The organism is Gilliamella sp. B2838 (assembly GCF_026536185.1).
In the GTDB taxonomy this organism is placed as follows: Bacteria; Pseudomonadota; Gammaproteobacteria; order Enterobacterales; family Orbaceae; genus Gilliamella.
The window spans coordinates 265,876-280,152 of sequence record NZ_JAFNOO010000004.1; the positions used below are offsets into that span (position 1 = coordinate 265,876).

A 14,277-nucleotide genomic window follows, 5' to 3' on the forward strand; every position below is an offset into this window, starting at 1 on the left:
ATCATTAATTTTTTTTATCTTGATGATATCAAATCCATTTATTGCATTACCCAATGAGTTTTCTTGATAAATAGCTCTACAACTTGAATAATTTGCAAAAGATAAAGACGAAAATAATATTACAGATAGAATTATTAATCTTTTCATTGTTAACCTCAAAAATTGAAATAATTTTCAGCGTCTAAAACTAGGACCTTTTGCGCAGAAATATAGAACCCATAACTCAATTCAGATTCAAACCAAAAAACTTTATGTATTCGTTGCTCTGACGTAGAGAGTTGATAACCATTTGATCTTACGCCGATGTCGCAAACCCAATTTTGATTTTTGTTGCCATTAAAAAAACTAGCTCCGACTGAAACCGTTGCGTGCATCGGGCGTTTAATACCATTTATTGACTGCCATTGACCAAGTGAGTATCTTTCAAAACTTGTTAACACCGGATTAATGAAGATTTCATTACAAGAATCATATACAACATTTTTATTCTTATATATTCGCAAGCCAAATTTTGATGTTTTTATGTGACCGACACCAAAAATGACAACTTTAACTTTAATTGTTCGATTACTTACATGCCCATTATGATCGTAAGGAACATAACCAAAAACGTCATAATATCTGTGCTCAAAATCTTTACCAATTGAAATGGTTGGATCGTCGCAATAAAAAAATACAAATGAATTATAATTTGATAATGACGGATCTATATCGCTAACTCTCCATCCTTGATTGCTGATTTCTATATCTCCTTTCCATATTACATTAGTAAAATTACTATACTGATTAATTTGAAAAAAAGAACTAACACCATTAAATAAAATGCCGTGACCATTAGCTTTAATGGATTTCGGCCACGTCAAAAGAACAAGCTGTTGATTTTGGTCTAAATATACTTCATCAGGATACTTCGACCAAGAATTTCTCCCGTATTCACCATTCTTGAAACATAATTGACGATTTTGATCTAAATAAGCAATAGGATCACTTGATGCATCAATAAATGTTGCCCCTGTTGAATCAGTACCAAAAGACCAAAACCCACACGGCTCTGACAAATGAGCATAATAATCATATCCCTCAGGTACATACAATCCTGTTTGCGGATATACATTTGAACCTAACGCGCCTGAAATACACATTGTCGTACACTTGCTATCTAATTTATATGCCGTACCCGTTTTTGTGAAAACTTTAATTCCAAATGACATTACACCTCCAAATTACCGATTTGAACAACTAAAGCACCTGTTTCATCGAAAACTTTTAAACCTTCACCATTGAGTACAATTCGACCCTCATTATAAAATGAACTATTTATTTCAAAAGTACCATCCTTAAATAACCTCCACCCAGACTTACCTGGTATATAGTTTTCTGATTGTATAGTATCTGATATTTTTGCAAAATTTAGAGTTGAGTTACCTATGATTGCATCATTCATGATGACAAAACCATCCTTGACGATGAAAGCGGGTACTGGTGTACCATTAGCTTGATTCATGACCATCAATTTATCAGCAAGGAAAATAACATTTGACTGCATACCTACATCGGTATTTTCAACGCCCATAGTCATCCCCGCAACATATTGCCTGCCATTATTATCAACCTCCACTTTCATTGTGCGGTAGGCAGATAATTTACCATTGGTGTCTTGGATGGCTTTTGACACATCATTAACTTGCGCAGACACATTACCGATATGGGTATTAATTGAGCTAATACTATTAGCCTGTGAAGTAATTACATTACCTTGTTGAGTAACTGTTGTTTCCATTTGATTAATGGCTGTTGCATTATTTTTAACACTATTATTTACACTATCTATTGATGATGATAATTGCGTTAGAATGTTACTTTGAGACTCAATCGATTCACCTTGTTTTACTGTCGTTTGTTTAAGTTCATTGATAGAAGCGTTCGCGCCATTTAAATTTGATGAGATTTCGGTCAATTTAACTGCGGTTGCCTCACTTTCATTTACAATCAAAGCTTTCGTTTCTTTTATTTCAGCATGAGCATTACCGATTTCTTTTCGCCACCTTTGAGAATCAACATCATTTGCTAAAGCGTTTTCAATAATGGACTTAGCATTTTCGATTGATAAACGTGTATTTTCAGCCAGCATAGTAGTATGGTCTGTGATTGAGCTGGTGTTATTATTTGTTTGTTCTACTAATGAGTTCCATGCGTCAGTCTCTTTTATTTCCTCAAAAATATGATCGGTTAAGTCATTGGTATTGGTACTGGAAATACCTTGCACCCAATCGGTCCAATCACTCACATTACCAATTTTATCAACTAAACGAGCACGATAGAAAAAGGTTTGACCAATTGCAAGTCCCATTTGTGAATAGCTGCAACTAGGATAACTGACATTAGAAAGTAATCTTGCATCTTCTTCATTTTCATTGTTGGAATATTGAATTTCGGTATGGCTGGTATCGCCCGCACCTTTAGGAAAGGACCAAGTTAAATCTATACCTAATATCACATCATCACTTGCGCTAAAGCCGACAGGTTTTTCAGGTGTTCCAACTTTGCCTTTAATGAATTTTGATTGTGAATATGCCCAAGGTGATGATGTATCAAGTGCATTAACAGCGCGAACACGCACATCATATGTACCAGAATATACACCTTCAATGGAAAAATTAGTTCCATTAGTTTTGCCAATATTATTCCAAGATGAATTATCTTTTCGCCATTGGGCAATATAATTTGTTGCACCTTCAGCCGCATCCCACTGAGCATTCAAACACGAAATAGACAGTCCTTGTGAGATATAGCTACTTTCAAAAACACTAATATTTTTTGGCGATGATACCGCTGTCGGCGGTACCACAGTAATTGGCTTAGGCTCAATTCGGATTCCATTATCAATGTAGTTGAATTTATTGGGGGCATGCTCCACAGCAGTAATGTTGAATTTACCATTTTCACTTGCCGATATTGAGGTAACCCGAAAATATTGAATAGCAACATTATCACTGTCAATACACCAGATTGCTCCAGCGACAGGTGTTATTTTATAGTTTGCAGTCACCGTAATTGTTTGCCGATCTTCACTAATTGATCTAATTGTTCGACTTTGCGCGGTACCATCGGGCAAATTAATCACTAAACGATCTCCGGCTTGATAATCTATCTTTCTATCAAGTGTGATTTTTCGACCAGTAACTGATTGTATTCGTCCGCCGTTTTCTTTACCTGAACGTGAGGGATCAGCGATACCAATAATTCTGGCTGGTAAAGGAATATAACCGTCTAATCCGACGGTAAACGTAACCACTTCATCTTTCGCATTTGAAAGCAAAGCCCATCGTCCACGCCTTTGGGCTTCGGCTTGCGATGTACAGCCTATAGCGGTTAACTTCATGACATTAACATCATAACGACGCATCAAGTCATAATCCCATACGGGTTCAACATCGTCACAGTAATGGTTATTCGGATCTGAATAGGCCACTAAACATGATGTATAGCGATTTTTATATGAACCACTTGAATAGGTAAAATCACCAACAACATTTGAAGGATGGTAAATAAAATCAGGTTCATCTTGTGGCATATCCGCCGTTAGACAGATTTGATCGTTACCCCAAAATAGTATGCCACGAAATGAAGCCACCAGATCTTTTAAAACAGTATAGGCTTCTTCCTGACTTTGTATATATTCATTACAAACAAAACGTGGTTCTTTTCCGCCTCGCCCATCAGATACCATCTGATCACAATACTGACCCAGTTGATAGATAGACCATTTATCAAGCATGCTGGCATCAATTCTTAACCCCATTCCGGCTATTTCATCACGCATTAAGTAATAGGCAAGCCAAGCAGGGTTGTTGGTATAAGCCATTTTAAAACCACCTGTCCATGTGCCAATGTATGTTCGACTCACTGGATCGTAATTATCAGGAACTTGGACAACTTTACCTTTAACTTTACAACTAATTTTAGGTATTGAACCATTAAATTGACTCGCATCTAATTCGATATAAAGCAAGGCGGTATTTGGGTAACGTAATTTGCTATCAATTATTTCAGCATAGGATGACACGCCAAATGTATTAACCAATTTACTCGATTTTGAATCAGGAGTGAATCGTCTTACTCGTATAGCCCAACCATCAATAGCTTTCGGTAGATTAATCCGGTGATCACGCTGATATTCTGAAGTGGTTTTACCCTGAAACGTCCCATTTATCACCGTTTGAAAAGCACCACCATCAGTTGATAATTCGATAACATATTTGGTAACTGTACCAACTGAGTCACCATTATCCTTATACTCAACGTGAGCCGGTAAACTCAATTTAATACGAACTGCATCCAGATCTAAATTCGAAAATGCACGCACCCACGGTTTATCAGCTTTAACTGTGAAACCAGCTCGCAATTCATTACTAATTTCGGGTATACCTTGAATATAGTCTTGCGTCTGCGAGCCATTGCGAAATTCCCAATTGACGCCTTTGAAGTTACGAGAACCATCTAAATTGGCCAGCGGAGTGTTATCAATAAAAATGTCTTGCTCTGTTAAATGTCCCTGAATTTCACCTTCGCTTAACGCTAATAACAACTTAAGTTTGGCGTTTGACAGTAAATTATCAGGTTGTTCATATGGCGTATGTTGTTTTTTACTTCCGCCTTTTTGCCCTTCTATCAATTGCATAACTCACCTACTGTTGGTCTTCTGAATAAATACCGGCATTAATTACCGCGCCACCAATTTCACGTTCACCAAGCAAAACAGGCACAGGATAGCCAACAGCATTAGTATTCACTGGCCCACCAAATCCATAATTAGGTTTATTTTCGGCACTCGATGATTTACCTGCATTAAATTTAGGCTGTGGAGTCAGTAGTTGAACCACGCCCCCCAACATCATGCTAATACCAATTCCTGTTAAAATAGATGTTGCGCTCATCGTACTAGCCGTCAAGAGAGTTCCCCACTGAGCTAATGTTGCCCCTGCTGTAAAAAAAGCGGCAACTAATGCAACTGCACCAATAATAATTTGAAACATGCCTCCACTTTTTGCACCTTGTGTGACTGGCATAATCGTATAGTTTTTGCCATTCGCATTAATATCAAACTCATCAATACCAATATTTTTGCCATCAACAAAAAAAGCGAACTTAATACCTTTTAAATGTGCTGAACACATGTACTTTTCAAATCCTTTAATCGTTGCACATAGTGCGCGTAATAGTTCTTTAAGATTTTGTACATCATATTGATGATTTTTACCAAACTGCTTAGCCATTGCACCTTTTAGTGTTAAATTACTGAGCATGAAATAACTCCTTATGTCGTACTATGCGAACTGTTCTATCTCGAAAATATTTACCGTAAGGTGTACGAGTCGATAGTTGACCGTATAAATGATGTAAAATAAGATTGTCACCAACATAAATAGCAGCATGATTGGTCACTTGCGCACCAATACGCATCATGATGATATCGCCAACTTGCATTTCAGTGATGTTGACTGCAACAAATCCTTCAGCTTGCCAATTATCATCATAAAGATGTTCTGTTCCGCTTTCCCACCACTGCCTTGGAACCGAATAATTATTTAAATCAATATTATATTCTCGCTGATAATAATCCATAATCAGTGACCAACAATCAGCATGCCCAAGTAGCCATTGGCGTCCGGTATAATCTCGATTTACGCGTGGCGATATTGTGCAAAAATCACCATCGGGTACAGATATAATGCCCCACTCAATACCTGAATGATCACATTGAATACGGTCAAATTCAGATGGCACTAGTGATACAACATCAGGATGAGAGTGAATAATCATGATAATTTCGCCCAACTTTTCGGCTTGTAACTGTTCGTCAGCTGCAATCAAAAAATGCTCTTTAGGATTATCAGAAATATTCTGACAAGGAACATATTTTTGCGACTTACCCGTATCAATAATCAATCCACAGGCTTCATTTGGGTATTGACTCTCTGCATGATTTTTTATGGCATCTAATAATTTTTGTCTCATATTACTTACTCTGTAAATTAGCTGCTGGAAAACCACCAAAAGGAAGCGAAGCATTACCATGCCTTGCTTTACAATCTTTTAAAAGTCCACCGCATACATCTTTTGCAGGATCATCCGTTGGATCACCAGTTTTGGTGAAATATTTATTACCAGCATAATCACAACCAGTACCACTTCGATACCAGCCACGCATACACCAAGTGCAAACAGTGGTAATTTGCCTTGTTGGTAGCTGTAGATTTTGGATATCAAAAGGTGAACACAACTCAAATTCAACCATAGTTTTGGTTTCTGTTTTTTTGCTATTTACATAAAATAGTTGTACGCGTTCTTGAGCTGGATCTGCATTTGGATTACCATTAATCCAGTTGGCCGCATCCAGATACTTAGCCATTGTGGTATGGATTTTGATTTTTGCTTGAACTAAATCTGCATAATCCAAGCAAAGCCTTGTCACTTTTCCTTCAATATTGCCAACTGATAACGTTGGTGTTGGTTGGGCGCCTGTGCTACTCAACTCAAGACCTTTTAGTTCGTAAGGATAAGGTAAGTATTCTTTTCCTTGCCATTTAATAGAAGGTAAATTATCAACAACAAAAGAGGCCCAACCCTCTGATGAGACATTATGCGCATGAAAGCGAAGGACTTCATCTAATCCAAATTTTGTACCATCAAGTTCAATAAGTTGAATTAGCTCGTTGCCTTCAAGTGCTTGTAAGTCCTGTGTTATTGGCATTTATGTTCTCCAGACATAAAAAAACCACCTAAAGGTGGTTAATTGAATAGGTAATAATAATTTATGGTGCATAAGCCTGAATAAATTTAAATGATAGTGAAACAACATTACCCCCCATAAATTCTGATTCAATAGATTTATTAACGACTCGGTATAACTTTTCTTCACCATAGGGATTAGTCCATTTGAAAGATTTTATAATATGAGAATTTAAAAAAGCGCGAACTTGTTTAACTTCGCTTTGTTGCCCCATATAAGTCAATTGCCACTCTTCTGTAGTACTATTAATACCGGTGCTTGATAATTGTGTATAACCATCACCAAAACTAATTTCATTAATATTGGATAGATCCGAAACTTTTGGATTTCCCATTGTTTTCCATTGAAATTTATCTACTGCCATAACCTCTCCAATCACTTACCTTGCATGCATCACGTTATATAAGTCACCACCAGGTGAAACAAGTTTTTTCATCATCTCATTCATGCGTTGCTGTATAACGGCACCAACTTGAGCCTCAACAGCTTTTGCATCAATATTATTTGTTGTAGTTGTTGCTGAGTTGTTTTCTGAGGACATATTAACAGCAATATTTGCCGATACATTTACAGCACTTGTTGATTGATTCGATTGACGAGTAAAAGCAATGGGTGAAGCCTGACCAACATCGACATATCCACCATTAGCATACTCTTGTTTTTTATCATTCATTAATGCATAAAGTGTATTTACCCCTATACGTTTGGTTGCTTCTTTAGTGAAAACAAATTCACCTTTGTGAACAATACCGGCTGGTTGATATTTATTACCTCGACCGGTAAAGCCCCCTGGGTTTAACGCATATCCAACATTACCACCCATTGCATAACCACGAATTTCGCCGCCACTGTAGGCATCTTGAAGTCCCCCTGTCGCTTTACTTGATCCACCACCAAACCCCATCCACCCTAAAGCTGTTTGAATTACTTGGGCTAGTATTAGCTTATTAATAATTTCAATAATATTAATTAAGATAGAACGGGCAAACTCGTTAAAATTGGCTTTTCCTGTAGTCACTAATTGAGTCATCATATTTGCCATAGAGCCCATGGTATTTTGTGCAAACCCTTTGGCTGCGCTAAATACGTCTGAAGAGGTTTCTGCAAATTCTTTTAAACCAGTTTTTAATCCCATAATCCAATCACTTTTCTGTGTATCGTCTAAGGCATAACGTTGTTCTAAAAGATTGGCTGCTGATATGTAATCTTGAGTGATGCTAACAATATCTTCTGATGTGAGATGATTACTAGGATCTAAATCTTTTTCTTTTCTTCTTTCTAGTTCAATCCTCTCAGAATAATGGGCACTTTCAGCCGAGCTCATGCCAAAAGTTGCTTTTTTATCAGTAATACTATTTTTATACTGGGATATAGTTTCAGAAATATTTTCTTTTATTTGTTGTGCTTTGTTAAGCGCATTAATTTCTTCTGCTATAGCTGCATTTTTTTCATACTGCAAACTTAGAGATAATTTATTAGCCAACAAATAACGTTCTTCAGCCGTTAATTTGCTTTTATCTGTTTCTTCTTCAAGCATTTTAATTTGAGCTTGAAATTCTAAGTATTTTTTTCGTTCAGCCGTGATATTTTGTACTGTTGTATTTTGCTCTTTTAAAGAAAGCAATTGAATCTGTAAGCTTTTTTCAACTTCTCTATTAGATTCTAATAAATTGTGCTTTGGCGTATAATTGAAAGAATTAATGTTATTATTTGTTGGGTTTGGGTTTGGGTTTGGGTTTGGGTTTGGGTTTGGGTTTGGGTTTGGGTTTCCATTATAGTCATTTAAAGTGTTTAAACTTACAACAGCATCATGAGATTTAACAACCAAGCCATTTAATAATTTGATAAGATCATTTAATGAGTCATCTTCCTCTCCTGCTTTGAATTTTAAATCTGACACAAATACAGCTAAATCATTTAATTTTTTTGAGGATGAAGCTGAATCTTTTGTAGATAAAATATCAAATATTTTTTGATAGATTTCTAATATTAATTGCTTTTCTGTATTAAATTTTTTCGCTAAAATTTGTGCTTCATTTTCAATTTTTTGTTTTCTACGTTCTATCTCTTCTTGTACTTGTTGTCTATTTTCTTCATCAATAATAGAACTTCCAGATTTATAACTCCCACCAGGATTTTGCTGATTTTTTTTAATAAAATCCATATCATTAAAAATATTTACGTTATCTTTAGCAAAATATTGTTTTAGCGTTTCTTTTAATGAACTAAGAGTCTGATTAGCATCTTGCTTAGCGACTTCAACTGTTGCTTGCGCTAATTTAGGATTGATTTTATTTAATTTAATTATCTCATTTGTGAAAGAAGCAATGCCGTCATGATTAATTTTTATTACATTATATAAACTTTCTTGCGCTTTTCTTAGTGTTTCTGTTGCTGTTGTCGATTTAGAAAAATAGGAAATCAAATCATTACCAACAACAATTCCAATTTCAGCTATTGTTCCTACTATACTTGCTATCGGATTTTTAAATAGAGCCCCAATTTCAACTCCATATTCAGCAAATGATAAAAGAGGATTTTTACTTTTTTGTGATTGTTCCGATAACTCTTTTATTTGATCAGAAAGCGAACTAAGTGTTATTTTCATTTGATCATTTGAAGCAGAAAAATCCTTCTGTATTTCAATCAGTTCTAATAAACTATTTTGAGAACTCTCGATCATTTCATCATAAAATTTCAATGAGTGAGCATCAAAAAAATCTGATCCATTATTTCTAGATAACCTATTTTGAGTTAAAAGAAGATTATATAATTCATCATTAACTGGAGAAATAACTTTTGATAGAATCATTAATTCTTTATTTTGTTTTTCTAGTACTTTAGAATTTAATTCTATCGCTTTAATATTTTTTACAAGTAATTGTGTATACTTCTCAGAAAATCTTAGATTTTTTTCAGTCGATGAACCTAGTGTATTTATTGCCGCAGCCGATTCCTTTGATTTTTTTACAAAAAAATCAAGCTGTTTATTTACTTCTGTAACGCTTTTAACATTAATTTTTAACGTTAGCGATGTAATTTGTTCTGCCATAATACTCTCCAGGCATAAAAAAACCCGCCAAAGCGAGTTTATTAAGTAATAAGTTGTTCTACTAAAATAGAGAAGCCAATCTTAAATTAAATCTGTTGCTAAATATTATTTAAAGAATTTATTACCAACAATAATAGTGCTTACTTTATTTCTTGTCTTTTGGTTATTATATCTTGCATTTCATTTGATATGGTTGAAATCGCTGAAATGCTATTTAGCACAGTCTCATCGGCCCAATGCGAATTGCCCATATCACTAATTAATAACTCAGATATAGCGGTGATATGACTTAATTTTGCATATAACTTATCAAAATCTGATTCGGCAATAATAATATTTCTGTTCATCTCTATTTCCTTAACTAACTTAATTTTCTATAAATCTAATAAATGGATTGATTCATTAATGGCTCTATTATGTATGCTTACTTTGCTATTTGTAATTTAGATTTGATTGTTTATTGCAATTTTACAAATTGCAAATTAATCAATAACTTTTGTTTGCGCACCTTCACTAGGCTGTTTTAAAATGATTATTTCAATTTTGTTATCACAATCTTTATTTGTTTGATATCAATAAATTAATTTATTATGCTATTTTTTATTGGTAATAAATCCGTTTCGATTCGTTTTTCTATTGCTCATTTATGAATAAATAGATGTGACTTATCGCTTATCTTATTTAGATTAAAAATAACAAGTGTTAGATAACCGACTTTCGTCGGTTATTTGGTTTTATGAATTATTTTTAAGGCTTGGCTTTCCATTAGTTGAATATCGTGAAAAATCGTTTCGCTTTCTAAAATATTATTCACTTTCATCACCCAAGGAAGGCAATTATAATCAAGCCCGATTAGTCCACTCATGCTTGTACGCCATTGCGTTGACATGGCTTTAAATAATCGAAATGAATCTAAATTATCCTGCCATATCTCTATAAATTCGCCATCATAATCATCCTCAGACAAACCAAAAGCAGCTAATTCATCTTGAGAAGGTTCAGGCGTATATAACGCAGTGACAAGCTCAATTAGTTTTTTTCGCGTTGACCAAATAATTCTTTATAGTAAGTTGTTGTAATTGCTTGTGAAGCAGATGGATAGTTATTTAATAAAATTTGCATATTGTCTTGATTAAATTCATCATTTAAACTCCAACCAGCGACAATTTTCATGATAAAATCAATAACACCATTATTTTTCAGTTCATCTTCAAATTTAGCAAGCTCATTGACTGGATAATGTTTGAAAGTAAACTCAACTGATCCGTCTTCTTGGCCAGGCCGAGCAATTAACACTTTGCATTTAAAAGTGGGATCTGCAATTAATTTAAATTTTGCCATTGACCATTCACCTTATTTATCTTTATAAAATGTAATAGCGGGTGATTCAACAGTGGTACTAATTTTTACTGTTTCAACTTCGTTAATTGTGGTTTCTGGTGTTGGATCAAATGAAACCCGCACCGCGTCATAACGTGTTTCATTCGCTTTTGGTACATACATTTTCATAGCCACAACTTCATTGGTTTGATCTAAGCTTTGTAGTAAAGGATAAATCGGTAATGAGCTATCATGAGCAATGGTAAAAGTTTTGGTTTTAGCTGATTTTATCGTCGGTAATTGACGTTCTGTTTCATCTTCTAAAAATTGAATTTGTACAAATTGTTGTTCACCGCCCTCGCTGGCTACTTCTTTAATTTGTGGCAATCGTTCCCAATCGGTAATTTTAGTAAGACTACCAAAGCCTTCGTTAGCTGGGAATACATTAACATTACTTGTGTTAATATTACCTAAAGTGACATCGGTATTATTAACACGTACAATTCGTGCCACAACATTATTTAGTTTATTCCAAGACGAAGCAATAACAACTTCGTCATCAACATTAAGTCCATGCCCAGCTTTTAATGTCACGACAGCCTCTTTATCGTTAGTAATTAGATTAAAATCAAGCTTAGCATCTTTTGATTTTTGCACGTAAACTCGTGCACCATTAGGTAAAGCAAAACCCATGTGTTAACTCCTTTATTTTATTACATTAAAGTGTCAGCAAGATAATTCATACTGACGGGAATAGTGTAAGTGGTTTTATCCGTTATAGTAGGATAAGCACTTGGTACAAAATTAATATAAAGCGCAAAATTGTCTTTTTTTAACTCTAAATTAAGTGGGAAGTGAGCAATAATCGCATCACATATACGCAAAGCATCTGATTTGCCCGTATTGATTGGTACTGATAAACACCTTAATAAACTCTTGATTCACTGTCCAAATCGAAACAGGTTGTGATCGCTGGTAATAAAGTTGATCTTAAATAAGCATTATCGTTCTGTTGAATAGTAACATTTTTATCAAAAATGGATAATTGTACTTGTTTTGCAACTATTTCAAGATATGATTCAAGCCGTGCCGAAATAGGCAAAATCAATTTTTACCTCTTTACTAAGTTTATTATTAGAATATATCTATGCTTTCAATATTGCTTTTATGATCGTTTTGTTTGGTGTATGTCTTACATTATCAAATTCCAATCGAGTAATATTTTGAATGTGATTAGTGATATAAATGAATTGCACATCACAAAACATATTTTTATTTGTGCCATGCAGTATTTTGAAGTGTTAGTAGAATCAATGTAATTGACATTTTCTCTATCAACTAATTCTACTTCTGTAGTATCAGATGATACGTGCCAATTGGACTCAAATTGTCGACTAAAATCTGTCTGATGATTTTCTAATTCAAGAAATTTGAGATGAGTTATTCGAAGGGGGTAGAAGACGATGTCTTGTAAAATATCGATACTTATTTGTTTTACCAGCGTATCAGGCTTATCTTTCCCTTGATTAATAAACTAATTGATTCCATTCAAAAAATTTTGTAGTTGCTAGACATAACCAACATCTATTGTTAACAAAATTCATTTAAGCACTGAGCAAAATTGATAAGGTTAAAGTAAGAGTAGTAACTAGATTAACCCATTTACATATGTTGTTTTCCCACTGTTTTTTATCGCGGTTAACACCTGTTGACGGTTAGATGTAGGACTAAAACTTATGTGCACCCATTGATTATGTTCTTGAATAAGCTTATCAAATTCAACTCTTGCATCGATTAATCGTTGACAAATTTCTTTAGGTGTACCAAAAGACGAATGAAAATCGACGGCTAATCCTAGCGTGTGGGCACTGGTTGCGACTCCACCAACACGCGCATTTAGCGCAGGGCAACGATAACCAGAAGTGATAATAATGGGCTTTCCTAAAGCTTGTCTGACTAATTCCAACTTTGCAGCGGTGAATTTAATATTAGGCATCAACTCTGTAGGCACGCTATTATCTATCTTTAATCTGCTGGCTAATAGAGAGTTAGTAAATTCCTCTAATTTAAAGTTTGCTGTAAGTTTCACGGTTATTCTCCTTTAGCTTTTTTTAACAGTTTTTCTTCGAGTATTTTTATTAGGGTTGCACCAGACCAACCAGCTAGACCAGCTACGCCTCCTGCTAATTCAAATTCCCAGTTGAAATAACTTGCGCCCAGTACAACCAATAGACCGGCAAATATTGAAATAAATATTTGTGCAAATAACACCCAGACATTGAATTTGTTGCCATTGAGCACGTGATAGCAATAACTCGCTAATGAGCCCAATAAGGTGACAATCATTAAATAAATGACAACATACCAATTAATGTTGTTAGGATCTTTTATAGGCATAATAAATCTTTATATAAGTTAACAACGGTAATTGAATTTAACCGCTGATTTTGTTTATTTAAAATAGGAAAGATAATGAATAAAAACAATGTGATAGGTTAATTTTATTGAAAAGAACATGTATTAGAAATAATGCATAATACTATGAATTTCTTAATCTTTATCTTGTCATTATTAGACAAATTATTTAATTTTAATGAGTAATAAACGATTGAACCCAATATCCCTAATATTTTACTATTTTCTAATCATGCAATATCAAAAATAGTTGCCGCCTCCTTTTTTTAATAATAATTTCATATAACAAATTGATAAAATTATAAAATATTTACCAATAAACATTTTTATAATGTCAATTAGACTAATTTACATCAAAATCATTGCTACTGTTGTAGCAAGTAGAAATCGATAAAAGGTAAATAATAAGATTGATACGCAAAAGATTATCTTGTTTTCTTGATGAATTAAGATGTTTGGTATCATTTAAGAGCATTAATACACTATCAAATAAAATTTAATATATTATTGATTATTTACCTAATTAATCTCTAAATATTTGCATTACCCTATTTCGAACGACTCAAATTCAAAATTAATTTAATTAGCCAAATATCCTATTTTGCAAATATTTCACATAACAAAAAAGCCCGTCTATTGCTAGCGGGCTTTTTTATGCGTTTAAATTTTGATTATGGACTAATTATATATGCTTATT

The 14,277-nt window shown here is 34.1% G+C and carries 14 protein-coding genes; all 14 read right to left on the reverse strand.

Features of this window, described 5'->3' with window-relative positions:
• Positions 1 to 155 precede the first annotated feature (155 nt).
• Positions 156 to 1,211: a hypothetical protein gene (locus J3U63_RS06690; protein ID WP_267334201.1), complete on the reverse strand. Its 1,056-nt coding sequence runs from the start codon at positions 1,209 to 1,211 to the stop codon at positions 156 to 158.
• A complete protein-coding gene (locus tag J3U63_RS06695; protein ID WP_267371046.1) occupies positions 1,211 to 4,681 on the reverse strand; it encodes a host specificity protein J in 3,471 nt (1,156 codons plus the stop codon). The genes J3U63_RS06690 and J3U63_RS06695 overlap by 1 nt, the downstream gene beginning before the upstream one ends.
• A gap of 7 nt (positions 4,682 to 4,688) precedes the next feature.
• Positions 4,689 to 5,306: a tail assembly protein gene (locus J3U63_RS06700; RefSeq protein ID WP_267348974.1), complete on the reverse strand. Its 618-nt coding sequence runs from the start codon at positions 5,304 to 5,306 to the stop codon at positions 4,689 to 4,691.
• Positions 5,296 to 6,018 (reverse strand): C40 family peptidase, encoded by a 723-nt coding sequence (locus tag J3U63_RS06705; RefSeq protein WP_267371047.1) that lies wholly within the window; start codon positions 6,016 to 6,018, stop codon positions 5,296 to 5,298. Before J3U63_RS06705 ends, J3U63_RS06700 begins: the two co-directional genes overlap by 11 nt.
• A 1-nt stretch (position 6,019) precedes the next feature.
• Positions 6,020 to 6,754 carry a phage minor tail protein L gene (locus J3U63_RS06710; protein ID WP_267334198.1) on the reverse strand — a complete coding sequence of 245 codons (735 nt, stop codon included), beginning with the start codon at positions 6,752 to 6,754 and terminating at the stop codon, positions 6,020 to 6,022.
• A gap of 61 nt (positions 6,755 to 6,815) precedes the next feature.
• The gene (locus J3U63_RS06715; RefSeq protein ID WP_267371049.1) at positions 6,816 to 7,157 is read right to left on the reverse strand and encodes a phage tail protein; all 342 of its coding nucleotides are present in this window, start codon (positions 7,155 to 7,157) and stop codon (positions 6,816 to 6,818) included.
• Positions 7,158 to 7,172: 15 nt separating this feature from the next.
• On the reverse strand, positions 7,173 to 9,845 hold the full coding sequence (locus J3U63_RS06720; protein WP_267371050.1) for a phage tail tape measure protein: 2,673 nt from the start codon (positions 9,843 to 9,845) through the stop codon (positions 7,173 to 7,175).
• A gap of 140 nt (positions 9,846 to 9,985) precedes the next feature.
• On the reverse strand, positions 9,986 to 10,192 hold the full coding sequence (locus J3U63_RS06725; RefSeq protein ID WP_065798291.1) for a hypothetical protein: 207 nt from the start codon (positions 10,190 to 10,192) through the stop codon (positions 9,986 to 9,988).
• A 377-nt stretch (positions 10,193 to 10,569) separates the two neighbouring features.
• Positions 10,570 to 10,812, reverse strand: coding sequence for a DUF1799 domain-containing protein (locus J3U63_RS06730; protein ID WP_065798292.1), 243 nt, complete (start codon positions 10,810 to 10,812; stop codon positions 10,570 to 10,572).
• Positions 10,813 to 10,874: 62 nt separating this feature from the next.
• Positions 10,875 to 11,186: a phage tail assembly chaperone gene (locus J3U63_RS06735; protein WP_267334195.1), complete on the reverse strand. Its 312-nt coding sequence runs from the start codon at positions 11,184 to 11,186 to the stop codon at positions 10,875 to 10,877.
• Positions 11,187 to 11,198: 12 nt separating this feature from the next.
• Positions 11,199 to 11,858, reverse strand: coding sequence for a phage tail protein (locus J3U63_RS06740; protein WP_267334194.1), 660 nt, complete (start codon positions 11,856 to 11,858; stop codon positions 11,199 to 11,201).
• Between the two features lie 20 nt (positions 11,859 to 11,878).
• Positions 11,879 to 12,106 (reverse strand): phage tail terminator-like protein, encoded by a 228-nt coding sequence (locus J3U63_RS06745; RefSeq protein ID WP_323849508.1) that lies wholly within the window; start codon positions 12,104 to 12,106, stop codon positions 11,879 to 11,881.
• 707 nt (positions 12,107 to 12,813) lie between these two features.
• Positions 12,814 to 13,254 carry a D-Ala-D-Ala carboxypeptidase family metallohydrolase gene (locus J3U63_RS06750; RefSeq protein ID WP_267334193.1) on the reverse strand — a complete coding sequence of 147 codons (441 nt, stop codon included), beginning with the start codon at positions 13,252 to 13,254 and terminating at the stop codon, positions 12,814 to 12,816.
• A gap of 2 nt (positions 13,255 to 13,256) precedes the next feature.
• Positions 13,257 to 13,562 carry a phage holin family protein gene (locus tag J3U63_RS06755; RefSeq protein ID WP_267334192.1) on the reverse strand — a complete coding sequence of 102 codons (306 nt, stop codon included), beginning with the start codon at positions 13,560 to 13,562 and terminating at the stop codon, positions 13,257 to 13,259.
• Positions 13,563 to 14,277 lie beyond the last annotated feature (715 nt).

Coding starts and splice junctions, on each gene's coding strand:
- J3U63_RS06690 (WP_267334201.1), bottom strand. CDS start 1,211: ATGTCATTTGGAATTAAAGTTTTCACAAAAACGGGTACGGCATATAAA.
- J3U63_RS06695 (WP_267371046.1), bottom strand. CDS start 4,681: ATGCAATTGATAGAAGGGCAAAAAGGCGGAAGTAAAAAACAACATACG.
- J3U63_RS06700 (WP_267348974.1), bottom strand. CDS start 5,306: ATGCTCAGTAATTTAACACTAAAAGGTGCAATGGCTAAGCAGTTTGGT.
- J3U63_RS06705 (WP_267371047.1), bottom strand. CDS start 6,018: ATGAGACAAAAATTATTAGATGCCATAAAAAATCATGCAGAGAGTCAA.
- J3U63_RS06710 (WP_267334198.1), bottom strand. CDS start 6,754: ATGCCAATAACACAGGACTTACAAGCACTTGAAGGCAACGAGCTAATT.
- J3U63_RS06715 (WP_267371049.1), bottom strand. CDS start 7,157: ATGGCAGTAGATAAATTTCAATGGAAAACAATGGGAAATCCAAAAGTT.
- J3U63_RS06720 (WP_267371050.1), bottom strand. CDS start 9,845: ATGGCAGAACAAATTACATCGCTAACGTTAAAAATTAATGTTAAAAGC.
- J3U63_RS06725 (WP_065798291.1), bottom strand. CDS start 10,192: ATGAACAGAAATATTATTATTGCCGAATCAGATTTTGATAAGTTATAT.
- J3U63_RS06735 (WP_267334195.1), bottom strand. CDS start 11,186: ATGGCAAAATTTAAATTAATTGCAGATCCCACTTTTAAATGCAAAGTG.
- J3U63_RS06740 (WP_267334194.1), bottom strand. CDS start 11,858: ATGGGTTTTGCTTTACCTAATGGTGCACGAGTTTACGTGCAAAAATCA.
- J3U63_RS06755 (WP_267334192.1), bottom strand. CDS start 13,562: ATGCCTATAAAAGATCCTAACAACATTAATTGGTATGTTGTCATTTAT.